Source organism: Xanthomonas cissicola (genome assembly GCF_008801575.1).
Taxonomy (GTDB): Bacteria; Pseudomonadota; Gammaproteobacteria; order Xanthomonadales; family Xanthomonadaceae; genus Xanthomonas; species Xanthomonas cissicola.
The window spans coordinates 1-24089 of sequence record NZ_VZPL01000068.1 but is presented as its reverse complement, the minus strand read 5'-3'; the positions used below and the strand labels follow the sequence as shown (position 1 = coordinate 24089).

The window sequence follows — 24089 nt, the reverse complement described above, 5'->3', positions numbered from 1 at the left end:
TGGCGTCGCACTACAGTACATCCAGCCGGGAAAGCCAAATCAGAATGCCTTCATTGAGCGCTTCAATCGTACGTTCCGCGAGGAAGTGCTCGACCTGAATCTCTTCGCCTGCCTCGACGAGGTGCGCGAAGCCGCCCACTGGTGGATGATCGACTACAACCAAGCAAGATCCCATGATTCGCTCGGCGGAATGACCCCGGTCGAGTACCGCAACAAGTACGCCGAAAGCTCTACTTTTAAAGTGCCTGCTTGACGGGGGAGCTTACGCCTATGCGCGGTGGTGGCCGCAGCTGCGCCGTGTGCTCAAGCGCAATACTGGCCTGATGGTGGTGGACAACGCCACCTCGCACACGAAGGAGATGGCAGATTTCATGCAGGCTGTCCGTGCCGACATATCCTTCCGATGCAGCGAGGTGCCTTTCGGCAACGGTCAGTTCATGGCAGTGCGCGTCGCAGACTGAATCGCTAGCGGGCGTCTGCGCGGCGGCTAAGCGCTTGATGATTCCAACCGGTGCTGTCGCGCACCCTGTCACCCGCATATCCCGATGGATGTCACCTGCGCGATGCCTCGCGGCATGCGGCGATCGCTTTTTCGATGGTCTCGACGAGATCGGCCACGCGCATCGCCTGGTACATGTCGAGGATCTGCGACGAGATGAACTCCACGCCATATTCGGCTTCCGCGCGCGAAACGACGGCGGTGAGACCGAGCGAGTCGAACTCGATGCCATCGAGCAGCGTTTCCATGTCGATCGGACCGTGGGCGTCGGCATAAGCGCCATGCAACGCGTCGAGCACCAGCTCCTTGACGGTGAGCGTCGGTTCCATAGGCTGCGTGTTCCCCCGGTTGCCTCGATGCGCGTGGCGAGGGAGTGCCTCCCCACGCCGCCTCCACGATGCTAGCATCAGCCACAGCCTGCGGCAAAGCCACCGTCAGGTGAGCCGTGTAACGGTCGAGGGGGGTATCGACGCATGAGGATCGATCCACGAACGCCGCTGGATATCGTCGTGACGTCCGACATCGGCGATGTCGACATCGATGATCTGGTGCGTTTCAGTGAACTGGCCTGGCGGCACAATTACAAGGGACGGTTGCGCGTCGTTTACGACGCCCCATTCTATGCGTGGCTGCTGAGCGGCAAGGACTGGTTCGCGGTGCTGGCGCGCAACGGCGAGGGACGCATCGTCGGTTGCATGTTCGCCCTGGTGCGCGATCTCTACATTCGCGGCGAGTCGTTTCCCTCGGTCTATTCGACCGGTTGGGCAGTGGACCCGGCTTATCGCCGCACGGGCGTGTCGCTGCGGCTCTGGCTGGCCCTTCACGATCGCGTCCGCGAAGGCGGGTACGTGTCGATTGGTGCATCCCACGCGGGCCTCTCCGGGACGCGCGGCGACGTCGTGTTTCGCGACGACGCTGAGGATCGCGGCAGGATCGTCGCCCATCACTGCGGTGCCATCTGGAGCCGCCCGGTCGGTGGCCCGGTCATCGCGCACGCGCCGGTCGCCATGCAACGGCTTTGCTTCGTCGACGGCGAGCACGCGCTGGAATGCGCCGACATGCCCATCGATCTTGCGACGCTTTCCTCGTCGATGGCTGCGACCGGACAGCTCACCTTCGCGCCGTCACGGCACTTCCGCCACCTCTATCTCAACAGCGAGTTCACCCGTTCGGGAACGATGTGGGTGGAGACGGACGACGGCGCCCGGTGCGCGGTGGGTTTCTCCATCTTTGCCCTGGCGATGGACGATCTCGCCGTTGGCACGATCGGCCGCATCCAGTTCTTCCTGCCGTTCGACGGCGGCGAGGCGGCGCAGGTCGAGGCGCTGAACGCGATGTGCGCGTTCCTGGCGCGCCAGGGATGCTCCACGGTGTCGATGGTCGAGCAACCGGCGGCGGCGCCCGCAGTGATGGAGCGATGCGGATTCACCAAAGCCGCCGACAGTGTCACGTTCAGCGTGCGCAGTCCGGTCGCCCTTGCGCACCGGTTCGATGACGCTCCGCCTTTCGCGCTCGATTTCCTCTAGGACGAACGATGACGGTTGATGCAGCTACGACCGACGATGGTAGGCTGGCCCGCGTCGCTAGCCTGTTGCGGGACCAGGACACGCTCCGCGCGCGCCTGGATGCGGTGACGAAACGCAAGGGTCTCGCCCGGGTGAGGATGGCCGCATGGATCGACGATGAGCAAGTCGTCATCGGGGACGAGTCCGGCGAGGTCGTCGCGGGTTGCCTGGCAAAGATGTTGACCGGGATGCTCGTGGAAGAGGCGGTGGCCGCCGGTCGCATCTCCTGGACCGATACGCTCCCGCACCTCTTCGCAGGTCTTGGCGAGCGACCGGCGGAGCGGCTGTCCAGTATCACGGTGGGCCAGCTGCTCGACCATACGCACGGCCTCGACGTGTCACGGTTGACCGGTGTCCCGCTGGACGATGCAGGCTGCATCGATGTGATTGCGTTGTGCGAGAGCGTGTCCTCCCGGCCGTTGCACGCCTCAGGTCGGATATACAGTTATAGTCACGTCGGCGCATGGCTTGCCGCGGCGGTGCTCGAACGAGTGCGCGGCGTTGCCTACGAGACGATGCTCGCCGAGCGAGGCTTCGCCGGGGAATCCTCGCCGGCGGAGCGGCGGGCGATCTGTCCCGCGACGGGTGGGCAATTGTCCCTTGGCATGGAGCGCTGGCTGGCGTTCGCTCAGGAAGCGATCCGCCGGCATCGCGAGGCGCCATCGTCGCCGATCGGACTGCCCGGCTGGCACCCGTCCGAGCGCGCAGTGAGCCGTGGCTGGAAATGCTATGGCGACGGATGGATGGGCCACAACGCCAATCTCACCACGAGTTCGGCGGTATTGCGGATCCATCCGGGGATGAACGCGGCCGTGCTCGTCGCCACGGACGACGCGAACGGTGCCGTCGCCGCCGCATCGGCGGTTTTCGGGGAGATCCTGCCGGAGTTCTACGCGATGCGCCCGCCGCGCCTGATGAAGGCTACGGATGTCGATGCGGCCTCGATGGTCCGGCATGTAGGTCGCTACGTCCAGGCGCAGGGCGAGGTCGAGGTAATCCTCGACGAACAGGGTGCACTGTGCCTGAGGCCGACGTTTGCGGGGGATGCCAACGTGTTTCCTCCGCGGCGGCTGCGGCCGGCGGAGCAGGGCCTGTTTCTCTCCGAGGCGGGGGGGAACGCCCAATTCCTGTTCGTGCAGTTCGTGCCCGACGGGCCTTCGAACGATTCCGCTTTCCTATGGAATGGAAAGCAGCTGTGGCGTCGCGTATCGGTACACGACGCGCCGTGAAGCACGGTACCCGCGATGCCTTTCGGGCGCGCTTCATGCCGTGTTGACAGCGGTGCTTTGGTCCATCGATAGTCGGCATCGTCAATTCCATCGGTCGGGGCGAATATCCGTGGATACAGAGACGTCGGGGCAGCTGCCGCTGCTCCAGAATTTCCCCGTGGACGGACCCCGGCTGGCGAAGGGGGCTCCACGGTATTCCCGGTTGACACACGTCATTGCCACCGACCGCATAGATCGCCTCGCCTTGCGCTACGAAGCAGTCCGGGCCGACGTCGTTGCAGGCCTGCATGCGATTTTCGCATTGCTTCTCATGCGCTGCAGCGGCGAAACGCAGGTGCGTATCGCCACCTCGGCGGCGGAAAAGAGCGGACTGCGTCTTTCGTCGATCGATGCACCGCCGGGACGTTCCTTTCCGTCCATCCTTGCCCAGAGCGCGGCCCAGCTCGACCGCATGCGGCAGGCCTCGTTCCATGTCGACGTTGTCGTTCGCGAATGGGGCGGCGATGCGTCTTCGGGCGACTACGTAAGCGACCTCGCGCTTTTCGCGTCGCCTGTACCGCACGGCGTCGAACTGGTCTGGGTGCATGCCGAGGACGCCGTTGATGGGGCGTCGGTCGAACGCATGGCGCGCCGCTTCGGCGTTTTGCTGGATGCGGTCGCGACGGACGCGGACACCGACGTCTGGCGTCTTACGGTGATGGACGCCGACGAGCGACGCCTGGTGTTGAACGTCTGGAACGCGACCTCGCTTCCATGGCCGCAAAGCACGATGCATGCGCTATGCGCCGCGCAGGCCGCGCGCACGCCCGATGCGATAGCGCTCTGCTGGCGCGACGAGCGATGGACCTTCGCGGAACTGGACCGCCGCGCCAACCAGCTCGCGCACGTGCTCCGCGCGCAGGGCGTGGGCGACGATAGCGTCGTGGCGGTGTGCCTCGAGCGCTCGCCGTCGATGGTGGTCGCGCTGAAGGCCGTGCTCAAGGCTGGCGCGGCCTACGTGCCGCTCGACCCGCATTATCCTTCCGATCGCCTGGATTTCATGGTGTCCGACAGCGGCGCGGCATGGGTGGTGGCGCAATCGGGTACGGTGGACAGGCTGAGCGCCACGGCGAATCGCCTGGTGCTCGACGATGCCTCGTGGCAGGCGCGTATTGCCGCCAGCCCGGCGGACGAGCCGCCGCCCGAGCGTGCCGCGGCGCCGGCCGCGCTCGCCTACATCATCTACACCTCCGGCTCCACTGGCCGTCCCAAGGGTGTCTGCATCGAGCACCGACAGGCCGTCGCCTTCATCGCCTGGGCACGTGAGGTATACGATGCCGACACATTGGACGGCGTGCTGGCGGCCACCTCGATCTGCTTCGACCTGTCCATCTTCGAACTGTTCGTTCCGCTGGCCAGCGGTGGACGCATCGTGCTGGTCGACAGCCCGCTCGATTTCGAGGGCATCGCGCGCGCGCCGGCACTCAGGCTGATCAATACCGTTCCTTCGGCCATCAAGGCGCTGGTCGACGAAGACGCCGTGCCGTCGTCGGTGCGCATCGTCAACCTCGCCGGCGAACCACTGGCCGAAGCGCTTGTTCGCGACATCTATCGGCGCACGTCGGCCGAAGCCGTCTACAACCTCTACGGGCCATCGGAAGATACGACCTATTCCACTTACACGAAGATCGAACGCGACCGGCCCGGTCCACCTTCGATCGGCGCTCCGATCGCGAACGGCCAGGCTTACGTGCTCGATCGCCACATGCAACCGGTGCCCATCGGCGTCCTGGGCGAGGTGTACGTCGGCGGCGCAGGCGTTGCGCGCGGTTACTGGCGACGACCGTCTCTGACCGCGGAACGCTTCGTCCCCGATCCGTTTCATCCGGCGGCCGGCATGCGGTTGTACAAGACCGGCGATCTCGCGCGCTGGTCCGCGGAGGGCCAGCTCGAATACCTCGGTCGCGTCGACTTCCAGGTGAAGCTGCGCGGCTTGCGCATCGAGCTGGGCGAGATCCAGGCGCGCCTTGTGGACATGCACTGGCTCGACGAAGCCGTCGTCACGGTGTACGAGGACGAGCGCGGCGAGAAGCAACTGGTGGCCTACGTGGTCCCCACGCCGTCGGGGCGAACCATGCAAGGGTTGCCCGCCGAATGCGCGAGATCTCTGGCGGAACACCTACCTGACTACATGATCCCCGCGGTTTTCGTCGTTCTCGATGCGATGCCGCAGACGCCCAACGGCAAGATCGATCGCGCGGCGTTGCCTTCGCCACCCCGGGCGACGGGCCCGGCGTACGAGGCGCCCGCCAGCCCGCTGCACGAGCGCCTCGCACGAGTCTGGCAGGACGTACTGGGGCTGTCGTCGCCGGTCGGTATGCGCGCGAACTTCTTCGACCTGGGCGGCAATTCGATCCTCGCCATGCGCGTGCAGTCGCGCCTTCGCCTCGACCATGGCATCGACGCGTCCCTGGGCAGCCTCTTCGAGTCGGCCACGCTCGACGACTTCGCGCGGTCCATCGCGCGGGACGCCTCGCCCCGGCTGCCGCCGCTGTCGCCCGCGGCACCAGGCGAGGCCGTGCCGCTGTCGTTCGTGCAGCAGGGGCTGTGGCTGGTGGACCAGCTCGGAGGAGGCAGTGCGCAGTACCACGTGCAGGTCCGGTTCCTACTGGAGGGCGAACTCGACGTGCCGGTGTTGCGGGCTGCGCTCGAAGCCATCCTGCGTCGCCACGAGAGTCTTCGCACCGTCATCGCCTTCCGCGACGAGGTACCCGTGCAGCGCGTTCGCAACGATCTCGCGCTGCCGTTCCTCGAGGTCGATCTGAGCCATCTTGCGGCGGCGGAGCGGGAAAGCGCGTTGACGGCCGAAGTCAGGCGGGATGCGCTCGCGCCGTTCGCGCTCGATCGCGATGCCATGCTGCGCGCCGTGCTCGTCCGGCTGGAGCCGGGACGTCATGAGTTGCTCATGACGATGCATCACGTCGCCACCGACGGCTGGTCGATCGACGTACTCGCCGACGAGCTCGGCGCGTTCTACGATGCCGGCCTGCGTGGCGTGGCTCCGACGCTGCCCACATTGCAGTTCCGCTACGCGGATTACTCCGCCTGGCAGCGCAAATGGCTCCGGGACGACACGCTCGAAGCCGAATCTGCTTACTGGCTGGCCCAGCTTGCGGGCGTGCCCGCCCCCATTCGCTGCCCCTGGACAGGCCCCGTGCGGAACGGGAAGAAATGGCTGCCGACGTGCTTCGCACGCATCTGGACGGTTCGACCGCGAAGGCGCTTGCCGACCTGTCCCGCGCCGCACGAGCGACACCGTTCATGGGCCTGCACGCCGTGTTTGCGCTGCTGATGGCGCGCGCCAGCGGCGAGGAGGACATCGTCGTCGGCACGCCCGTGGCCAATCGCGAGCATCCCGAACTCGCCGCCATGATCGGCCTGTTCACCAACACGCTGATCCTGCGCAGCCGTGTCGGGCCCACCGCGACGTTCGACGACGTGCTCAGGCAGAGCCGCCAGCTCGTGCTCGACGGCCACGCACATCAGCACGTGCCGTTCAATTACCTCGTGGAACGGTTGCAGCCGTCGCGTTCGCTGGGGCACGCGCCGCTGTTCCAGGTGATGATCTCGCTGCAGGATACGGGACGTACGCCGCTTCGGCTGACCGGGGTGGAGGCGATAGCTCGTACGGTGCGTCCGGAACTCGCGCTCGTCGAGCTGACCCTCGAGGTGACGGAGACCGACGACGGACTGCTGCTGGACTGGGTCTACCGCAAGAATCTCTTCGATGCCTCCACCATCGAGCGGCTGGCACGAAACTTCGAGGCGCTCCTGCGGCAGGTGGTGGCCGAACCGCGTAGCGAGGTGTGGCGACTTCCCGGGACCGGTGACGGCATGTGCCCTCACGCGCCCCGGACCCCGGCGCCCCGTGCCGACGACGTGCTCCCGTCGCACCGGATCGCGCCGGCGCAAGTCCCCGACGATGTGGAGTCGGCGCTTCACGACATCTGGGCGCGCCTGTTCCAGCAGGCATCGGTGGATGTCGACCTGCATTTCTTCGCGGCGGGTGGCAACTCGCTTCTGCTCATGCGGATGGTGCACGCCATCCGTGAACGTCTTGGCGTCGATGTAGCGGTTGCCGATGTCTTCCGACATCCCACGATTCGCCGCCTCGCCGCCGTGGTGCGATCTGCGGGGGAGATCGCGCCGGAGGGGGCACTCCAGCGACAGGGCCGGTCGAGGTTGTCGCTCAGCCAGTTCCGCGTGTGGTACATGGAGCAGCTGCGTCCCGGCAGCGAGCACAACATTCCGTTCGTGTTGGCGCTGCGTGGTCCGGTCGATCGGCAGACCGTCGAGCGCGCGCTCGACCGGCTCGTCGCCAGGCACGAGATGCTGCGCACGCGCTTGGAGCTGGACGACGACGTGCCCGTGCAGGTGATCGAGCCGGCGGCGCCAGTCTCGCTCGAGTACAGGGACCTCTCGACGTTCGACGCGGCGCAGCGCGAAGCAAGCCTGAACATCCTCTCGGTGGGCCACGCGACGCGCCGCTTCGAGCTGCACAAGGCACCGCTGATGTCGGCCATGCTGCTTCGCCTGGCCGCCGATGACCATCGTCTGCACCTGAACTTCCATCATCTCGTCTTCGACGGTGGGTCGTTCGCCATCTTCCTGGAGGAATTTCTGCTCGTCGCCGAGGCCCTCGCGAACGGTGTCGAACCCGCCCTCGATCCGGTCGGCCATAGCTACCTCGACTTTGTCGCCGGGCAGGAGCGCTGGCTGGCGTCCGACGCCGCCGTGACGGAAGGAGCTTTCTGGCGAGACTACCTCGACGGCTGTCCGCAACACCTGGCGATGCCGCGTCAACACGACTGGCCGACCGACCCGGAGCAAGCTGCCCGTCACGTCGCTGGCCTGTCGCCGGACGTCCGCGAGCGGCTCGATCGCGTGGCGCGCAAACACGATGGAACGCTCTTCGGCGTGCTCTACGCCGCATTCGCGCTGTTGCTGGGGCGTCTGGCCGGCCAGGACGACCTGGTGATCGGCGTACCCGTCAGCGGCCGCCATGGTCGCTCGGCCCAGGGCGTGATCGGCAACTTCCTCAACAATCTTCCGGTGCGCACGCGCTGGCGGCCGGAAGACCGGTTCGGCGACTACCTCGCCGAGCAGGTGCGTAACCTTACCCAGGTGCTCTCGCACCAGGATTATCCGTTCGAGAAGATCCTCGAACAGGCGCCCCAGTTGCGCGGCACCGACGGCGTGCCGGCGCTCCAGGCGTTCTTCAACATGCAGAGCGTGCAGCCTCCGGCACGGCCGCGCTACCTGGCCGCCGAACGCGTCGAGGCGGCCGAGATCGAGGCGAAGTTCGACCTCACGCTCTACGTCGAAGACGACGGCACCGAGGTGACCCTGACCTGTCACGGCAAGGATGCCGTCTTCGCATCGGCCGCCCTGGCCAATCTGTTGCGCCAGTACGTTCTGCTTCTCGAACAGATCGCCGACGACCCGTCGATGGCCTGCGGCACGTATTCCCTGCGCGCAGGCGACGACGCACCGTTCGAGCCCCGCCGGTTCTGGCCAGGACCTGTGCATGCGCTGTTCCGGGATCGTGCGCTGGCGCAGCCGGATGCGCCGGCTATCGTGGAAAGCGGCCAATCGTGGAGCTACGGCGCGCTGCTGGTCGCATCCAGCCGGCTCGCGGCGGGCCTGCGGGCTTCCGGGACCGTGCCCGGCGACGTTGTAGCGATCGTCGCCAGCCGCCAGGCGGCGCTGGTGGTCGCGGTCATGGCGGTGCTCCAGACGGGGGCGGCATTCTCGTTGCTAAATGCGGAGTATCCGGTCGAACGGGTCGTGCAGCTCGTGGACATCGTCCGGCCCGGCCGCATCCTTTTCGCCGGGGAGCCCGGACGGTTCCCTCCGGGGCTCGTCGCAAGGCTCGACGGCATGGCGGCGACGTCCTTCGTGTCCCCGCTTGCGCCGCGGGATTACGACCTCGCGGAGGTGGCCCCGATGGCCGAGGCGCAGCCGCGGCAGCTGGCCTGCGTGACCTTCACGTCGGGTACCACGGGCGTGCCCAAGGCGGTCGCGGGCACGCACATCGGGCTGGCCGGTTACCTGGACTGGGTGCCCGAATGGTTGCGCCTGTCGCCGTTCGACCGTTTCAGCATGCTGTCGGGCCTCGGTCACGATCCGCTGCAACGCGAGATATTCACGCCGTTGTGCCTCGGCGCCACGCTGTTCATTCCCGATGCCGAGGTGATCGCGCCGCATCGCCTGGCCGAATGGCTGGTCGGGCAGGCGATCACGTTCGCGCACCTCACTCCGGCCATGGCCGAGGTGCTGTGCGCCACCGATATCGTTGGTTTTCCCTCCTTGCGCATCGCGTTCGTCACGGGCGACAAGCTGGGCGGTGCGACGGTGTCCAGGCTCCTGTCGCACAACAAGGCGATGCGCGTGCTCAATTCGTACGGCACGACCGAAACGCAGCGCGCCACCACGTATTTCGAAATGTCCGGCTCGCGGGCGGCTGGCGGAATCGTCCCGGTAAGCGAGACGGTGCCCGATACGGCCATCCGCGTGCTCAACGCGTTGGGCACGGCATGTGGGCTGGGCGAAACGGGTGACGTCTTCGTCGAAAGCGAGGCACTCTCGCGCGGTTATCTCAACGATCCGGTCCTGACGGCGGCGGCCTTCACGACACTGCCGGGCGGACGTGGCCGCTATCGCACCGGCGACATCGGCTATCGGCAGCCCGACGGCACGGTCCGCATCCTCGGGCGCAAGGACGGGCAGGTAAAGATAAGGGGCTTCCGCATCGAGCCTGGCGAAATCGAGGCCACGCTCCGTTCGCTGGACGGGGTGAAGGATGCGGTGGTTCGGTCGTCGGATGGTCCCGGCGGCGAAAAGGCACTCGTCGCCTATGTCGTCACCGAGAGCCCGCCGGACGATCACGGATCGTGGCGTGCACGCCTGCTGGATCACCTACGGCGAATGCTGCCCGCCTACATGCTGCCGTCGTCCATCGTGGCGATGAGCGCGTTGCCGCTGACGCCTAACGGAAAGCTCGACGCGCGTGCCTTGCCTGAGCCGACCTGGGGGCCGGCGACGGTCGCCGCCGCTCCGCGCGGCGAGATGGAAGACGTGATCGCCTCGATATGGGCGGACATCCTGGGCCTGGACCGCGTCGGCGTCGGCGTCGATTTCTTCGAGCTCGGAGGACACTCGATGTTGCTCGTGCTGTTGTTGAACCGTATCCGCGAGCGCCTGGATCTTCGAGGAAACATCACCCGCATCCTGTCCTGCAGCACCGTGGCCGAGCAGGCGAGGGTCCTGTCGTCGATGCGTGCGGGGGCCAGGCAGTGAGGCCCACCTCGGTAGGCATTCTCGGCCTTGGCTATGTGCTGGGCGAACAGTCGCTGCCGGTGGCGGAGATCGACGGTCGAGCGGAGGTGATGCGCGAATACCGGATGCCTGATCGCCAGGCGCTATGGGGTTGGGATCGCTATCGCCGCACCGAGCGAAGCCGCGCGGATCTCGCCGGTGAAAGCGCAGCGGGCACCATGGCCTGTGGTGGCGTGGCCCCGGGCCAGGTCGACGCGCTCGTCGTCTGCTGTGGCGACGGACTCAATTACTACGCTCAGAACTTGTTCGTCAGCGAACTGTCGAAGCGCCTCGGCTTGGATTGCGAGTTCGTGACGTGGATCGGCGGCGCCGGCTGCGCTTCGCTGTTTTCCGCGGTGCGCGTCGCACGCTCGCTCGTCATGACCGACACGTTTCGGAATGTGCTGGTGGTCGGCGTGGACAAGGTGGACAACGAGGCGGCGCGTTTTCAGCGCTACGGCGTCTTCAGCGACAGCGCCTGCAGCTTCATCGTTCGCGGCGAAGGTCCCACGGACTTCACCGTCGCGGGCGTTGCCGTGGCCTCGTCGCTGCCGTCCCCCAACGGTTCCGGGCAGGACATCGCGCAGAAATGCATGCTGATCCAGTCCGTGTTCGAGCGATTGGGCTCGGAGAAGGGCGAATTTCCCTACGAGGGAAGCGTCTTCTTCGGCAGTAACGTGTTCCTGCCGATCCAGGACCTCGAACGATCCGTAATGCCGATAGACGGTGTTGTCCATGAACGCGGCAACATCGCACCGTACGGCCACTGCGCGGGTGCCGATCCGTTCATCAACCTGTTCGATTTCTACGCCCGAGGCGACAACGAAGACATGGCGCGTTCGGTACTGGGTTCGAGCGCGCACGGACATTTCGGCGTAATGCTGCTTGAACGGCGGCCGACGACGATGGGCTAGGACATCACTTTTCTGTCGGCGCCGACGACGCGTGGGCGGACATCTCGAAGATCGCCGCGAGATCGGCGACGGTAGCGCACTGGAATGCCTCGATGAGGGAGCACGGCTCGAGCGTCACCTGCAATGCATCCTGGATCTCGGCCATCGCGATCACCATGCCGATGGAGTTCACGAGGTCGAGCAGCGCCGTGCTCTTCGTGACGGGGGCGGGCGGGTCGAAAGTGCGGGTGAGAATGTCGATGATGAGTGCTTCGATCGATTCTGTTTGGCCCGGCACGTCATGCTCCCCTTGCATCGAAGGACCTCGTCGTGCGGCCGCTAGCTGCCGCGCCGTCCGCTTCGATACTAGTCCGTCCGAAGGGGGCGGCACAACCGCATTGCGGCCCGGCGTTCGCCGCATGTATGCCCGCCCAGGGCATCATCGCCGGCCGGCGGCACCATGAGCATCACGCGCACGGGCGCGCGCGCAGAATGGGGCGGCCGGCGCACATCGATCTCTGCATGTCGCACGACGGCCGCCGTTTCCGGCGGTGCACGGGGAACCTTATCCGTGTGTACGGGCTCTGCGCGAATAGGCTTGGCCCGGCATCGTGTCACACTTGATTCTTGACGCCAGGACCAAGGATTGGCGAAATGGATGTAGGCGCGACGCAAGCGGAACACCTCGATCGACTGTTGGCGGATCTGCTGCGAGCGCAGTTGCAAGGCGTCGATCTCTTCGGGGGGACGACGCTCGACGCCGCGGACGTCACGCGATGGAAGCAGGCATGCAACGTTACGTCGGCGCAGTCGCGCTGGATCGATGAATCGCTGCGCCAACTCACGCTCGCAGGACACCTGAAGCGCCTGCCGCAGGGATGGCGCGTCGAACGCGAATGGTCGTCCGCCGATACCGATCGCGCGTGGGGCGCCTGGGCGACGGTTCGCGACGAACCGCTCGACGCGGGCAGCGCGGCGCAGTTCCAGCTTCTCGACGGCGCCCTGCGCGCCTTGCCCGATCTGCTGGCGCAACGCCGGCGGCCCACGGAAGTACTGTTTTCCGGCGCTTCCACGGCACAGGTCTCGGGCGTCTATGCGAGCCATCCGGTCGCCGACCATTTCCATCGCGTGCTGGCCGACAGCGTGGCCGCGTATGTCGGCGAAAGGCGCCGGCTGGATCCGGGCGTCTCGCTGCGCATCCTGGAAATCGGCGCCGGCACAGGCGGTACGACCGGGGCCGTGCTCGATGCGATCGCGCCGCATGGGGAAGCGATCGCTGAATACTGTTTCACCGATATCTCCGCGGCGTTCCTGATCGAGGCCAGGGAACGCTGGTCGGCGTCCCATCCCTTCGTCACCTACCGGATATTCGATGTCGAAAGGCCGCCGCGGGCGGCGGACATCGACGAGGGGCTGTTCGACGTCGTGATCGCGGCGAACGTGCTGCACGCCACGCGAAACGTGCGGCGCACGCTGCGGCATGCCAAAGCCGCTTTGCGGCGGAACGGATGGTTGTTCCTCAATGAGCTGTGCCAGGGCAGCCTTTCGATGCACCTGACCTTCGGCCTGCTCGACGGCTGGTGGCTGTTCGAGGACGATGCGCTCCGCATTCCCGGTTCGCCGCTGCTGACGCCGTCGGCGTGGCAGCAGGCGCTGCGTGCCGAAGGATTTCGCCAAGTGCTGTTCCCCGCGGCGGACGCGCAGGCGCTAGGACCGCAGATCATTCTTGCGGAAAGCGATGGCGTACTTCGACGGGAAAAGGTTCCCCGGCGCGCGACGCCCTCCGTCGCCCTTGGGGGCGGAACAGGCGAAGCGGCCCGTGCCGTCCGCACCGAGTCCGTCCGCAGCGCGAGTGGCCACCGGCCATGCGCCAAGTGATGACGTGCTTCTCGACAGCCTTCGCGACGTGGTTCGCGAGTGCCTCGCTGAGGCCGTGAAGCTCGAGGAGCGGCAGATCGAGGACCAGCGCGATTTTCCCGCCTATGGCGTCGATTCGATCATCGCCATCAGCCTTATCAACAAGATCGGCACACGCTTCGGTGTCACCTTGCCGGCGACGATCGTTTTCGATCACAGCAACGTCAGTGAACTGGGCCGTTACCTCCTGAACAGCCATCGCGATGCGGTGCTGGCCTGGCATGGCGGCGCGATCAGCGAGCCGCAGGCCGTTCCCGTTCCCGTTCCCGTTCCGGCTGCAGTGTCCCGGAACAGGCCATCGGAGACCCCATTGCCCAGGAAAGCGCCGCCTCGCACCGTGGCGCCCGTCACGGCGACGGCGTCCGTGCCCCATGCGACGCCGGGGCATTACCTGCGCGCGCTGGTGAGCCGCCCGGGCACGGTCGACGACCTGCGCGTCGTCGAAGCGCCGATCGCTCCGTTGATGCCCGGCGAGGTGCGCGTGGCGAGCCTGGCCCTTTCGCTCAATTTCGGGGACCTGCTCTGCGCAAGGGGCCTGTATCCGACGATGCCGTCGTTTCCGTTCACACCCGGCGTCGAAGCGTCCGGCGTCGTGGTCGAGGTGGCGAGCGACGTCCACGACATACGCGTGGGCGACGAGGTGGTCGCCATGACCGGGCTCGCCTTTGGCGCGCACGCGACGATGCTGGTCTGCCATGCGTCCCAGCTCTGGCGCAAACCGCCGGGCCTGAGCCACGAGGAGGCATGCGCATTGCCGGCGGTCGCGATTACGATGATCGACGTCTTCCGGAGAGTGGGGCTTCGGCGCGGGGAGAGCGTGCTGATCCAGACGGCGACGGGCGGCACGGGCCTGGTCGCGGTGCAGCTCGCGCAGCACCTCGGTGCCGAAATCTACGCCACGGCAGGTTCGCAAGCGAAGCTGGATTATCTCGCGGGGCTTGGCGTGCCGCACGCGATCAACTACCTCGAACAGGATTTCGAGGCCGAGATCTCACGGCTCACCGGATCGCGCGGCGTCGACGTGGTCATCAACACACTATCGGGCGATGCCTTGCAGAAGGGGCTTCGCAGCCTGGCACCGGGCGGCCGCTACGTCGAGATCGCCATGACCGGCTTGAAGTCGGCCAAGTCGATCGACCTCTCCGTGCTGGACAGCAACCAAACCTTCCACAGCGTGGACCTGGGCCGCCTCGGATTGCACGACCCCGAGCGGTTGCGCGGCGACCTCGCCGACCTCGATCGCTGGGTCCGCGAGGGGGTGATCCGTGCCACGGTGAATGAGGTGTTCCCATTCGACCGGCTCGTCGACGCCTATCGCCGGCTGGAGCGACGCGAGAACATCGGCAAGGTGGTGATCGCAGTCGGTGAGGCGCATCGTTTCACGCTGCCAGGCGCACCGGCTCCGGCCGCCACGGCCGTCGACGGCGACACGATCGCCGTCATCGGCATGAGCGGCGCGTTTCCGCGGTCGAGCGACCTCGACGAACTCTGGGATCACCTGGCGAACGGGCGCGACCTGGTCGAGGAGGTGTCGCGCTGGGACCTCGACCGCTACCTGCCGGCGGACGCCGACCCCGCGCAATTCTGCCGACATGGCGGATTCCTCCAGGACATCGATCGCTTCGATGCGCTGTTCTTCAACATCAACGCCGCCGAAGCCACCTACATGGATCCGCAGCAACGGCTGCTGATGACGCACGCATGGCAGGCGCTCGAGCATGCCGGCTACGTGGGGGAGGGCATGGATGGCGCGCGCTGCGGTGTCTACGTGGGCTGTGCACAGGGCGATTACACGGGCCTCTTCGTCGACCGGCCGCCGCCGCAGTCGTTCTGGGGCAACGCCACGTCGGTGATTCCCGCCAGGATCGCCTACTACCTCAACCTCCAGGGGCCGGCGATCGCGGTGGACACTGCGTGCTCGAGTTCGCTCGTCGCGATCCATCTCGCCTGCCAGGGCCTGTGGCGGCGGGAAACCACGATGGCGCTCGCTGGCGGCGTCTTCGTGCAGTCCACCGCCGCGTTTTACCTGCAGGCGCGCGGTGCCGGCATGCTTTCGCTCACGGGCGCGTGCCATGCTTTCGACAGCCGCGCGGACGGCTTCGTGCCGGGCGAAGGCGTGGGCGTGGTCGCCCTGAAGCGTCTGGACGACGCGCGGGCCGACGGGGACACCATCCACGGCGTCATCCTCGGCATCGGCATCAACCAGGACGGCAGCACGCAGGGCATCACGGCGCCGAGCATGGTGTCGCAGCAACGCCTCGAAAGGCAGGTGTACGACGACTTCCGTATCGATCCGGCGCGCATCCAGTATGTCGAAGCCCATGGCACCGGCACGCGCCTGGGGGATCCGATCGAGTTCCAGGCGCTCACCGAGGCCTTCCGCAAGGACACCCCAAAGCGGGGCTATTGCGCGATCGGCTCGATTAAGACCTCCATCGGCCACACCGCATCGGCGGCGGGCGTGGCCGGCGTGCTGAAGATCCTGCTGGCGTTACGCCACCGCCAGCTTCCGCCTTCGTTGCATTTTCGCGAGGGCAACCCGCACATCGATTTCGAGAACAGCCCGTTCCATGTCAATACCGTGCTGCGCGAATGGACGGTCGAACCGGACGAACGCCGTTGCGCGGCGGTCAGTTCGTTCGGCATCAGCGGCACGAACGCGCATGCGGTGATCGCCGAGGCGCCGCCGTCGATGCGCCGTCACGCGGAGCGCCCCGCCTACCTCATCGTGTTGTCGGCGCGGACGGGCGAACAGTTGCGCGCACAGGTGGAGCGCCTGCTGGCCTACTGCCGCGATGGCGAACATGCCGCCGATATCGGCGACATCAGCTTCACCCTGCTGATGGGGCGACGTCACCTTCGGTACCGCATCGCCTGTGTCGCGGCCAGCCGCGAGGAGCTCGTCGGCTCGCTGTCGCGATGGCTGGAGAAAGGACGCAGCGCCCAGGTCGTGGTCGGTTCCATCCGTCCCAGCGAACTTCGCGAACAGGCGTCGATCCGCCGCCACGGCAACGAGTGCATCCGTGCGAGCAGGGATGGGCAGGCGCGGGAAAGCGTCGTGGAGCACCTGTCCACGGTGGCCGACCTTTTTCTCCAGGGTTACGCCCTCGATTACGCGGACCTTTTCGCCGGGGGCGGCTACGGCCGGGTGCCGTTGCCGACCTATGCCTTTTCCGACGACCGCTACTGGGTGCCGTCCGATGGTCAGGCGATACCGCCGCCCGCGCAACGGTCGCTCCCCGCGATCAAATCCTCCGCGAGCTACAGCCTGCTCATGGCGCCCACGTGGCAGCCCAGGGCCGCGGGCGACGATGCCGTGGCGGCCGGGCATCGCGTGCTGATGCTGGGCGACGGTGCCGACGCAGGCCTGCAACAGGCCTGCGAGACGGCCCTGCGGTCGCACGACGTACGTTGCGATCGTTGGGTCGGCAACATGACGGACGTGGCCGCCGTGTACGAAGAGGCCGCCTGGTACCTCCTGCGCTACCTCGATGCCGTTCGCGAGGAGCGTCTGTCCCAACCGGTGCTCGTGCAGGACCAGTGTCGAAGAAGCCATGGCCTCGTTCCTGGATGAAGAACGCCCCGGCATGGCGCTGAAGCGGCGCGGCCGGCCAGAGGAAGTGGCCTCCGTCGTCGCATTCCTGTGCTCGGAGCGCGCCAGCTTCATCAACGGCGCCGGCGTGCGCGTGGACTCGGGCTCGGTATTCACCATCGCTGGCTGAGGCGGGCGGCGCGGTGCAGCGGCAAGTGAAATCAAAGAGAAGCACGAACAACATTTGACATAATATACATTATGCGAAATTGGCTGTGTTGACGCTCCTCTGCGCCCTGGCGGCCTATCACTGCTGGTCCCTCCACAGGAAGCGGACCGGACAATGACGCTAGACACCTACGATCGCGTAGACCTAACCGGCCCTTGGGCCGGTTTTGGTTTTCAGGGGCATCGGTTTTTCACTCCCGAAGGCCGAGATATCGACCCGGTGGGAATGCGCTACTGGTCGCTCACATGCAACATCGCCCACGAGTGGGCGCTGATGATGGCCGAGGAACGCGAGCGCGTGTGGCATGCCAGGCCGGCCGAGGTGATCTACCTGCGGGACGTGCTCCGGCGCAGGCGTGAAATGCGGCTATCAGTGGTGGATGGCGCGGGGTCCGCCGATCGATCGACGGTGATCCGTAGGACGCGTGGGCCACGAGGTCCACGGCGCGGGTAAGGCGTTATCCGTAGGGGCTATGCCCCTACACCCCTGGGTCATTTGCAGGCATCTTGGACTGCGTTGTCCCAATAGCTGGAAAGCGCGAAAGAGCGATGCACGCCGGCAGCTTCATAGGCTGCACGACGCCCCTCTTTGGCAACCTCACAGGCATAGCGATCCTTGGAAGAACTGGCAGCCACATAGGTCCCAGAACCAGAACGAACAGGAGAAGCATTGCGGGCGCGAAGCTGCTCAGCGGTACGGGCAAGCCTTTGCCTCAACGCCGGGTTATCCGGCTCAGGCTGAGCATCCCATTGCTTTGCGGCAACGCCTGCACACGGAGCCGACTGGTAAACGACTTGCGCACCGTTCACGCACTTGAAAACCTGCTGGGCGCTGGCCGGAGCGGAAGCCACGAAGAGCACAACAAAAAACGCACGAATATGCATACGCCCTCCCCTTGAGAGCGGGATTCTACCTACATCTGCAAGGTAGTGGCCGGCGTCGTGGTGTTCGTGGTGTAGGCCTTGTTGTCCGGGAACGTGCCCTGCGTGCGCGGCCCGTACTCAATGACACCGCCTCGCACCCGGTCGCGGTCAGCGCCGCCGCCGTCACTCCCTACGGTCGCAACGCCAGCAGCGCCACCGCTCCCATCGGGGGCCATGTTGTAGAGCCGTGCGTCCTTCTCACGAATGGGCGCGGTCCAGGGCCACGCGGTCGCCACCATGATGTGCTTGCCAGCTGACAAGCGCACGCCGTACGTAACGACGCTGACGCTATAGCCCAGGGCGCGCAGCTGCGTGAGGTCCAATTCCTCAATGACGTTGTTGCTCTCGTCGATCCACTGGACCCACGCCCGATCCTGATCGCCTACCCGCGCACGCGCCGACAGTCGTATACGGCCCTTGCTGGCAAGCTCGGCGACATAGCGCTGTTCCTGCGTGAGATCGGCGAGCGGATCGGGCGGCGGCGGCTGGATCGGCACGCTTGGCGCGCCATTTGCCAAGCCCGCACCCACATGCGTGGGCTTGTTGGCCTGGCTGGCCGAGGCCACCGGCTTGTTCGGATCGGAACGATCCTTGGTGAAGTAGTGGACGAAGAAGTAGATGCCGATACCACCGACGACGATGAAGATGACAGCACGCACCGCCATCGCTGCCCAAACGTTTTTGCCGCCCTCTTCGTAGACCTCGGTATTTTCCGCACCAGGCGCATAGCCATCATACAACGGAAAAATCGCCGGATCGTACTTGAGCGTCTGCCCGCCCACCTTCTCGAACTTGCCCGGCGAGGTGGTGTGGAAATACGTCACGCGATATCGGCCCTTCATGCCGATGGCGGTGAGCTTCTGGAACGTGTTTTTCTTCTCGATACGCGCCTTCACCGCCGAGTGCAGGCGATTGATCCACTGCGTCATGATGACGGCATCGCCGCCGTTCTGGCCGAGCAGCGCCCAAAAATTCTCCACTGCCGGCGCGAGCGGCTTGCGCTCATTGACGTAGAACTCGTGCACCTCATCAATGACGACCAGCGCATCTTTGAATTCGTCCGGAATGCACCACTTGCCCGACGCATCCTGCGTGCACGCAAACAACTTGGTAACGTCCTTCGTATCGACCAACACAAGCAGGCTTTGCACATCGCTTTCGGCAATGCCCAGGTGTTTGGCAATGCGATCAAACCGCAAGCCATTAAGGCGTGCAAACACGCGCCGACCCTTCTTGAGCGCGGGGAGGATGTGATTCTTTACCGCGTCGTAACTCTTGCCGGCACGCGGCACACCTTCGTTGAAAACTAGCATGTCACCAAATCCCGACCGTCAGCACGCGACGCAACAGATAGAACACCATGGCCGCGCCGATCATCACCAGCGCAGGCCCGATCTTGAACACATCGGCAAACCACAAAATCGTGCTGCCCGCGTTGCCGAGCATGCCGCCGATGCTCTGGCCTTTCATGAAGTCAGGCATGGGCAATAGGCTCAGCACGTACAGAACAGCCCCCAGCGACTGTTCCAGCCACATGACGAACAAGTCACTCATGAAGTCGACGAACGCCTGCCACACGGCTTTAACGGCGTTCCACAGCCATGCGGTCAAATCATCAAACCAGCCAGCGAACATATCGTGTCCTCAAGTCACAGCGATGCGGAGAGCGGCGTACGCAGCAATCGCCAGGATCACCCAGCCCGCCGCGCGCAGAAACGCCAGGAAATCGCCGCCGCAATGAAAATTGATCGTCATGGCGTTCCACCACTTCGACGCGCCCAACGAGAACACTGGACACGATCCACCAGACGGAACAGTCATGAAATCCGTGATGCCGGCAACCATCGGGGTGCCACGCACCTGCGTATTGAATTTGCTCAGCACAGACTCAACAGTCTTGCCGCTTTTTTTGTAGAGCTCGGACACGGGAGCGCCTTCGCCGCCTTCACCGTCACCGGGCGTGTCGCCATCGCCATCGCCGTCACCGTCGCCACCGCCGTCACCACCACCGTCGCTACCGCCGTCACCACCACCGTCGCCACCACCGTCACCACCACCGTCGCTACCGCCGTCACCACCACCGTCGCCACCACCGTCGCCACCACCGTCGCTGCCGCCGTCACCACCGCCGTCACCACCGCCATCGCTGCCACCGTCTCCACCACCATCGCTACCGCCATCACCATCACCTCCATCGCCACCATCATCGATAGGAGGGGCTGCATCATCGGTCGTGCACGTCGCCCCGCTAGGCGTATAGCTATAGCCCTTCGGGTTGCCTGGATCGACTGCATACGTGTAGTAACAACCATCGTTGCAAACATCTGATGGTGTGGGCGCAGTCGGATTGGTCCAACCGCTTTGTGCAGGTCGCTTGGCGCACGTCGATGCCTCGGGAAATTGAGCGCTACCAGTACCGATATCGAGCTCATACCCGATGCCGCATGTATTGCCTGGATATGTCATTCGCTGCGTAAAGCCGGGACCACTGGAAACTGCCCGCACCGCCTTCATGCCACACTTTGCAAGATCAGCAGGCACAGGAAACGCTGAAACCTTGGCAAACGCTTCGCCCTGATCCGCACAACTCCAATCACCGTTATGCGATGACGTAGGAGCTTCAAGTTGTACGCATGCGGCACTAGCACGCGATGCACAGCACAGCGCGACCAGACACAGAACGAAAACGAAAACGTGCTTCACACATCCAACCCCTTGACGCCTGCCCACCCACACAGCGCGCCCATGAATCCACAGAACAAGAGAACGATCATCGCCCTACCCCTGAAAGAGAGAGGGCGACACCGAAGCGCCGCCCTGCCCTCACCACCATTAGCCGAAGAAGCTTGCAACCTTCTTGGCACCCCACTTGGTGAAGCCCACCAACGCGATGATTGCGGCCGCTGCGATCATCGCGGTTGCAGCCTCAGCACCGCTCACGCCAGTCAGAATGTCACCCATGTTTACTCTCCTCGTTGATTGATTGATTTACCGGTCATTGAACATGCCTGCGACGCTGCCGGCGAGGCGTCCCAGGACGAACCACACGATCACCAAGCCGCAGCAGCCGGTGGACCACGCTACGGCGTCCTCCTTGCTGGGCATGGCGAACGCTTCTTGCACCAGCGCATACACGCTGTATTCGCTACCACTAACGAGCACGTAGCCGCTGCACTCACCAACCGATTGACCGGTGGGCACCAACGTGCCATCTGCTTGCAGGGCTACGCACACGGCCATGGGTTAAGCCGCCACGCGTGCAGGGGCTTTGACAGCGCGCAACACCTGAAATTTGCTGTAATTGATCGCGCCCTTGTTGACCGTGACCATGGCTTCGATATCGAGCTCATAATCACCAGGCTGATACGGAGGCTGACCCTTCTCCAAACGCACATCCAGGGGATATGCAAACCCGCCTGCTTCCAGCTTGGCTTTCTGCTTGCGGGTGGTGTATTCCCGATCCTTGCCCTCGTCATCCTTGAACGTGCCAGCACGCTCATCGACTTCGGCGCTCAACACAGTGACTTTGATTACGCTCATGGTGTAACCCCTTCTAAGGTTTGATTGATGCCCGCGATTTCGGGCCATTGATTGGCTACGTCTGCTGTTGCCCACGCCGGTAGCCGATGCGACGTGCAGGTGCTGATGACGGCATGCAACGCGTCTGGCGTTGGGCAATGCCGCACGATGAAATTGAGGGTTGCGCCGTATTGGCGCTTGAGGTGCCGGCGCGCACTTTTCCAAGTGGCATCGACAGCAGCTTTCGTAATATCGATGCGCGTGGCAACGCAGTGCAGGAACTTGAGAACGGGATAGGCGCCGAGCAAATAGCCAGCAGGATCGCGCAGCAGATCCAACGGCAATTCCTTGCGATTGGTGGAGCGGAATTGCGCTTCATAGCGCACCCATTCGGAGGCCTTGTCACCTTGCTCCCTGCCCTTCTCGTACACGCGAAGCTGCTTCTCGGACTTCTTGCCACCGACATAGAAGGTCTTGCCGTCGCCGCTATCGTGATCATCCACGGTCTGCGCCTTGGGGCGCTGTCCACGGTTGTCGAACTCGCCCGATGCGTACCAGCTCTGAGCGAGTTTCAAGGGGTATTTGCCCAAGAGGTCATCTGCGGCAACGTCCACACGGGTCAATCGTCCAGCGCAGCTTTCGAGCTTCGCTCGAAGCTCCAGCCACCGCTGCGCATGGCCGCAGCGCGCTGCGCTCAACACTCCACACCCGGTGCCGGTCAACTCAATACGCGCGGTGTAGGTGCCATCTGCACGGCGGCAGTGTTCACCCCCCAACTCGATCAACCCGACGTGCTGGCCGTCGCGGTCGGTGATACGCACGCGCCACAGATAAAACCGCCCCGGCCCGGCCTTTTCGTCAAGTTCCAAGCCCAAGCCGGCGAAGAACCAGCAGAACACTTGCAATGCGACCGCACGGGCGTTCTCGGCAGTGACGTCCATCCATTCGCGGACCTCTTCGGGGTCGTCGTTGACGAACACACCGGCTTCGCCCAGGACGGCACGCAAGTCCACAGAGGCGGAAAACCAGTCAATGGCGACCGTCAGGGTGCCATCGGCATTCCTGAATTCACTGACTCCCCTGTTAGACGAGGGGAGTCCCACTTCCCGCGATCCGTCAGCCATGCGCGTAGAACTCCACAGCAGCGGCTTCACAGGCACGAGCCGCACGGCGCGATGCATGCACGCTCTGCTCTACCAGCCGGCCAGCGAGGCGCACCGTCAGGCGAAAACGGCGAATGCGGCGACCACCGATCACGGTGTGATAGGTGTCGATGTGGGAGACGACCTCAGTCATGACCGACCCCGCTGAAATAGGCGATCAGACCGGCAGGCGTGAGGAACAAGAACACGCCACAAACCCATGTCCACGGCTCAGGCAGGTAGTAGGCACCGATGATGAAAAGAGAGATGAAGGCAGCGAGCGCCCACACGTAGCCGATGCACTTTGCGAACTCCTTCATGCGACGACCTCCATTTCACTTTGGGCGCTACAAATCGTGACGCGTCGCGAAATAGTCGGCGCGACCAAGTCAACGTAGCTTTCGATGATGAAGACCTGTTCGCGGTGTGCGCGCAGCGCAGCTTCGGAGCGACGGTCAAGAATCCAAGCGACCAATCGGGCGAGGCCGACGATCACGGTCAGCGCGGAAGCGCCGAGCAATGCAAATGCGTTGGTGTCCATGAAGCCCCTATCCCCTGCCCCTTGACGCGGACCCCGGAGGGGAGCCGGGGGCGCGGTGTCATACGGCGTAGGACACGAGGTGCATGTAACATGAGAAAGGACACTTCTGTCAAACGGTATATGACGTGGACACCATAAATAAATTACTTGACACGGCGCGGAAAGCATGCTCGCGCGACTCAGACAACAGCGTTGCGCTGTCGCTTGGCGTGTCGCGGAATTCGGTTTCGGTGTGGCGCAAAGGCGGCAAGATCACAGACACACACCTGATGGCGCTCATTGAACTGGCACAGGCCGATCCGGCGTTGGCCGTGAAGGTGCGCCAGGAAGAGGCAGCATCGCCGGCAGAGAAGAAGGCGTGGAGTGCGCTGTGGGACAGACTGTCCCCGGTCACTACGGTGATCGGGGCGCTCGCACTGGTGGCAGTAGGCATGCACGCAGGGGCGCATGAGGCGCTGCTGACGGCCCTTTCCCCGCTCGCCCTAACAGCACCTTCTATACATTATGCGAAGTGGGCTGTTGACGCTCCTGTGCGCCCTGGCGGCCTATCAATGCTGGTCCCTCCACAGGAAGCGGACCGGACAATGACGCTAGACACCTACGATCGCGTAGACCTAAGAACCTGTTCACGATCTTCTGAGTAATAGCGCCAAGAAGGCCAAATGGATGAACTGCAGGCTGGTGTTGAGTTTGCGCTCGCAGTTCTTCCATAGCCTTCGGTTCTTCTCCAGCCAAGCAAAACTA

At 64.7% G+C, this 24089-nt stretch carries 22 protein-coding genes and 5 pseudogenes; 12 read left to right on the top strand and 15 right to left on the bottom strand.

What is annotated here, in order from left to right:
* Positions 1 to 253: pseudogene (locus tag F7R02_RS20420) on the top strand (integrase core domain-containing protein); the annotation flags it as partial.
* Positions 249 to 461: pseudogene (locus tag F7R02_RS20415) on the top strand (O-methyltransferase); the annotation flags it as partial. The pseudogenes F7R02_RS20420 and F7R02_RS20415, both read left to right, overlap by 5 nt.
* 91 nt (positions 462 to 552) lie before the next feature.
* On the opposite strand, the gene F7R02_RS20410 reads toward F7R02_RS20415, so the two are convergent.
* Positions 553 to 828 carry a hypothetical protein gene (locus F7R02_RS20410; RefSeq protein WP_033483585.1) on the bottom strand — a complete coding sequence of 92 codons (276 nt, stop codon included), beginning with the start codon at positions 826 to 828 and terminating at the stop codon, positions 553 to 555.
* Positions 829 to 972: 144 nt separating this feature from the next.
* Here F7R02_RS20410 and F7R02_RS20405 point away from each other — a divergent pair, with 144 nt between their 5' ends.
* The 5 genes and pseudogenes from F7R02_RS20405 to F7R02_RS20385 all read left to right on the top strand — a co-directional run bounded on the left by F7R02_RS20405 (position 973) and on the right by F7R02_RS20385 (position 11563).
* Positions 973 to 2025 (top strand): GNAT family N-acetyltransferase, encoded by a 1053-nt coding sequence (locus tag F7R02_RS20405; protein WP_078589162.1) that lies wholly within the window; start codon positions 973 to 975, stop codon positions 2023 to 2025.
* An 8-nt stretch (positions 2026 to 2033) separates the two neighbouring features.
* A complete protein-coding gene (locus tag F7R02_RS20400) occupies positions 2034 to 3293 on the top strand; it encodes a serine hydrolase (RefSeq protein ID WP_078589161.1) in 1260 nt (419 codons plus the stop codon).
* Positions 3247 to 6438 (top strand): annotated as a pseudogene (locus tag F7R02_RS20395) (amino acid adenylation domain-containing protein); the annotation flags it as partial. The gene F7R02_RS20400 and the pseudogene F7R02_RS20395, both read left to right, overlap by 47 nt.
* Before the next feature lie 65 nt (positions 6439 to 6503).
* Complete coding sequence (locus tag F7R02_RS27255; RefSeq protein ID WP_268874969.1) at positions 6504 to 10631, top strand: non-ribosomal peptide synthetase; 4128 nt, start codon at positions 6504 to 6506, stop codon at positions 10629 to 10631.
* The gene (locus F7R02_RS20385; protein ID WP_078589158.1) at positions 10628 to 11563 is read left to right on the top strand and encodes a beta-ketoacyl-[acyl-carrier-protein] synthase family protein; all 936 of its coding nucleotides are present in this window, start codon (positions 10628 to 10630) and stop codon (positions 11561 to 11563) included. Before F7R02_RS27255 ends, F7R02_RS20385 begins: the two co-directional genes overlap by 4 nt.
* A gap of 4 nt (positions 11564 to 11567) precedes the next feature.
* On the opposite strand, the gene F7R02_RS20380 is transcribed toward F7R02_RS20385, so the two are convergent.
* A complete protein-coding gene (locus F7R02_RS20380; protein WP_078561530.1) occupies positions 11568 to 11858 on the bottom strand; it encodes an acyl carrier protein in 291 nt (96 codons plus the stop codon).
* Between the two features lie 338 nt (positions 11859 to 12196).
* Between F7R02_RS20380 and F7R02_RS20375 the strand changes: the two genes are divergently transcribed.
* From F7R02_RS20375 to F7R02_RS20360, 4 genes and pseudogenes are all read left to right on the top strand, one after another.
* Entirely contained in the window at positions 12197 to 13420 is a 1224-nt protein-coding gene (locus tag F7R02_RS20375) for a class I SAM-dependent methyltransferase (protein ID WP_078589887.1), read from the top strand.
* Positions 13362 to 17033 (top strand): beta-ketoacyl synthase N-terminal-like domain-containing protein, encoded by a 3672-nt coding sequence (locus tag F7R02_RS20370; RefSeq protein WP_235857314.1) that lies wholly within the window; start codon positions 13362 to 13364, stop codon positions 17031 to 17033. Before F7R02_RS20375 ends, F7R02_RS20370 begins: the two co-directional genes overlap by 59 nt.
* Positions 16996 to 17181, top strand: a pseudogene (locus F7R02_RS20365) (SDR family oxidoreductase); the annotation flags it as partial. The gene F7R02_RS20370 and the pseudogene F7R02_RS20365, both read left to right, overlap by 38 nt.
* A gap of 153 nt (positions 17182 to 17334) precedes the next feature.
* Positions 17335 to 17673, top strand: coding sequence for a DUF3653 domain-containing protein (locus tag F7R02_RS20360; RefSeq protein WP_039586021.1), 339 nt, complete (start codon positions 17335 to 17337; stop codon positions 17671 to 17673).
* A gap of 38 nt (positions 17674 to 17711) precedes the next feature.
* Here F7R02_RS20360 and F7R02_RS20355 read toward each other — a convergent pair whose 3' ends face one another.
* The 12 genes from F7R02_RS20355 to F7R02_RS20305 form a co-directional block, all read right to left on the bottom strand.
* A complete protein-coding gene (locus F7R02_RS20355; protein ID WP_078589884.1) occupies positions 17712 to 18104 on the bottom strand; it encodes a hypothetical protein in 393 nt (130 codons plus the stop codon).
* A gap of 29 nt (positions 18105 to 18133) precedes the next feature.
* Positions 18134 to 19456, bottom strand: coding sequence for a zonular occludens toxin family protein (locus F7R02_RS20350; RefSeq protein ID WP_078589883.1), 1323 nt, complete (start codon positions 19454 to 19456; stop codon positions 18134 to 18136).
* A gap of 1 nt (position 19457) precedes the next feature.
* Entirely contained in the window at positions 19458 to 19778 is a 321-nt protein-coding gene (locus F7R02_RS20345) for a phage coat protein (RefSeq protein ID WP_065628692.1), read from the bottom strand.
* A gap of 9 nt (positions 19779 to 19787) precedes the next feature.
* Entirely contained in the window at positions 19788 to 20069 is a 282-nt protein-coding gene (locus tag F7R02_RS27570) for a hypothetical protein (RefSeq protein WP_230577932.1), read from the bottom strand.
* On the bottom strand, positions 20021 to 20371 hold the full coding sequence (locus F7R02_RS27565) for a hypothetical protein (RefSeq protein ID WP_235900941.1): 351 nt from the start codon (positions 20369 to 20371) through the stop codon (positions 20021 to 20023). The genes F7R02_RS27570 and F7R02_RS27565 overlap by 49 nt, the downstream gene beginning before the upstream one ends.
* A gap of 604 nt (positions 20372 to 20975) precedes the next feature.
* Positions 20976 to 21104, bottom strand: coding sequence for a Phi-Lf prophage-derived major coat protein (locus F7R02_RS20335; protein ID WP_005918131.1), 129 nt, complete (start codon positions 21102 to 21104; stop codon positions 20976 to 20978).
* A gap of 27 nt (positions 21105 to 21131) precedes the next feature.
* On the bottom strand, positions 21132 to 21383 hold the full coding sequence (locus F7R02_RS26475) for a hypothetical protein (RefSeq protein WP_033482066.1): 252 nt from the start codon (positions 21381 to 21383) through the stop codon (positions 21132 to 21134).
* Between the two features lie 3 nt (positions 21384 to 21386).
* Complete coding sequence (locus F7R02_RS20320; RefSeq protein WP_005918136.1) at positions 21387 to 21683, bottom strand: single-stranded DNA-binding protein; 297 nt, start codon at positions 21681 to 21683, stop codon at positions 21387 to 21389.
* Positions 21680 to 22786: a replication initiation factor domain-containing protein gene (locus F7R02_RS20315; protein WP_078561582.1), complete on the bottom strand. Its 1107-nt coding sequence runs from the start codon at positions 22784 to 22786 to the stop codon at positions 21680 to 21682. Before F7R02_RS20315 ends, F7R02_RS20320 begins: the two co-directional genes overlap by 4 nt.
* Positions 22779 to 22958, bottom strand: a complete 180-nt coding sequence (locus F7R02_RS20310; RefSeq protein WP_040277893.1) for a hypothetical protein — start codon at positions 22956 to 22958, stop codon at positions 22779 to 22781. Before F7R02_RS20310 ends, F7R02_RS20315 begins: the two co-directional genes overlap by 8 nt.
* A complete protein-coding gene (locus tag F7R02_RS26470) occupies positions 22951 to 23124 on the bottom strand; it encodes a hypothetical protein (protein WP_017118719.1) in 174 nt (57 codons plus the stop codon). The genes F7R02_RS20310 and F7R02_RS26470 overlap by 8 nt, the downstream gene beginning before the upstream one ends.
* Positions 23121 to 23345, bottom strand: coding sequence for a hypothetical protein (locus F7R02_RS20305; protein ID WP_078589880.1), 225 nt, complete (start codon positions 23343 to 23345; stop codon positions 23121 to 23123). The genes F7R02_RS26470 and F7R02_RS20305 overlap by 4 nt, the downstream gene beginning before the upstream one ends.
* A gap of 125 nt (positions 23346 to 23470) precedes the next feature.
* Here F7R02_RS20305 and F7R02_RS20300 point away from each other — a divergent pair, with 125 nt between their 5' ends.
* On the top strand, positions 23471 to 23989 hold the full coding sequence (locus F7R02_RS20300; RefSeq protein WP_151210161.1) for a DUF3693 domain-containing protein: 519 nt from the start codon (positions 23471 to 23473) through the stop codon (positions 23987 to 23989).
* Here F7R02_RS20300 and F7R02_RS20295 read toward each other — a convergent pair.
* Positions 23972 to 24089, bottom strand: a pseudogene (locus F7R02_RS20295) (IS5/IS1182 family transposase); the annotation flags it as partial. The gene F7R02_RS20300 and the pseudogene F7R02_RS20295 sit on opposite strands and share 18 nt — an antisense overlap.

Bases quoted from the DNA above. Each gene is read 5' to 3' on its own strand.
- F7R02_RS20350 (WP_078589883.1), bottom strand. From the start codon at position 19,456: ATGCTAGTTTTCAACGAAGGTGTGCCGCGTGCCGGCAAGAGTTACGAC.
- F7R02_RS20405 (WP_078589162.1), top strand. From the start codon at position 973: ATGAGGATCGATCCACGAACGCCGCTGGATATCGTCGTGACGTCCGAC.
- F7R02_RS20380 (WP_078561530.1), bottom strand. From the start codon at position 11,858: ATGCAAGGGGAGCATGACGTGCCGGGCCAAACAGAATCGATCGAAGCA.
- F7R02_RS20305 (WP_078589880.1), bottom strand. From the start codon at position 23,345: ATGGACACCAACGCATTTGCATTGCTCGGCGCTTCCGCGCTGACCGTG.
- F7R02_RS26475 (WP_033482066.1), bottom strand. From the start codon at position 21,383: ATGGCCGTGTGCGTAGCCCTGCAAGCAGATGGCACGTTGGTGCCCACC.
- F7R02_RS20310 (WP_040277893.1), bottom strand. From the start codon at position 22,958: ATGACTGAGGTCGTCTCCCACATCGACACCTATCACACCGTGATCGGT.
- F7R02_RS20355 (WP_078589884.1), bottom strand. From the start codon at position 18,104: ATGCATATTCGTGCGTTTTTTGTTGTGCTCTTCGTGGCTTCCGCTCCG.
- F7R02_RS20360 (WP_039586021.1), top strand. From the start codon at position 17,335: ATGACGCTAGACACCTACGATCGCGTAGACCTAACCGGCCCTTGGGCC.
- F7R02_RS20410 (WP_033483585.1), bottom strand. From the start codon at position 828: ATGGAACCGACGCTCACCGTCAAGGAGCTGGTGCTCGACGCGTTGCAT.
- F7R02_RS20315 (WP_078561582.1), bottom strand. From the start codon at position 22,786: ATGGCTGACGGATCGCGGGAAGTGGGACTCCCCTCGTCTAACAGGGGA.
- F7R02_RS27565 (WP_235900941.1), bottom strand. From the start codon at position 20,371: ATGATGCAGCCCCTCCTATCGATGATGGTGGCGATGGAGGTGATGGTG.
- F7R02_RS20400 (WP_078589161.1), top strand. From the start codon at position 2,034: ATGACGGTTGATGCAGCTACGACCGACGATGGTAGGCTGGCCCGCGTC.
- F7R02_RS20335 (WP_005918131.1), bottom strand. From the start codon at position 21,104: ATGGGTGACATTCTGACTGGCGTGAGCGGTGCTGAGGCTGCAACCGCG.
- F7R02_RS20320 (WP_005918136.1), bottom strand. From the start codon at position 21,683: ATGAGCGTAATCAAAGTCACTGTGTTGAGCGCCGAAGTCGATGAGCGT.
- F7R02_RS26470 (WP_017118719.1), bottom strand. From the start codon at position 23,124: ATGAAGGAGTTCGCAAAGTGCATCGGCTACGTGTGGGCGCTCGCTGCC.
- F7R02_RS27255 (WP_268874969.1), top strand. From the start codon at position 6,504: ATGGCTGCCGACGTGCTTCGCACGCATCTGGACGGTTCGACCGCGAAG.
- F7R02_RS20345 (WP_065628692.1), bottom strand. From the start codon at position 19,778: ATGTTCGCTGGCTGGTTTGATGATTTGACCGCATGGCTGTGGAACGCC.
- F7R02_RS20375 (WP_078589887.1), top strand. From the start codon at position 12,197: ATGGATGTAGGCGCGACGCAAGCGGAACACCTCGATCGACTGTTGGCG.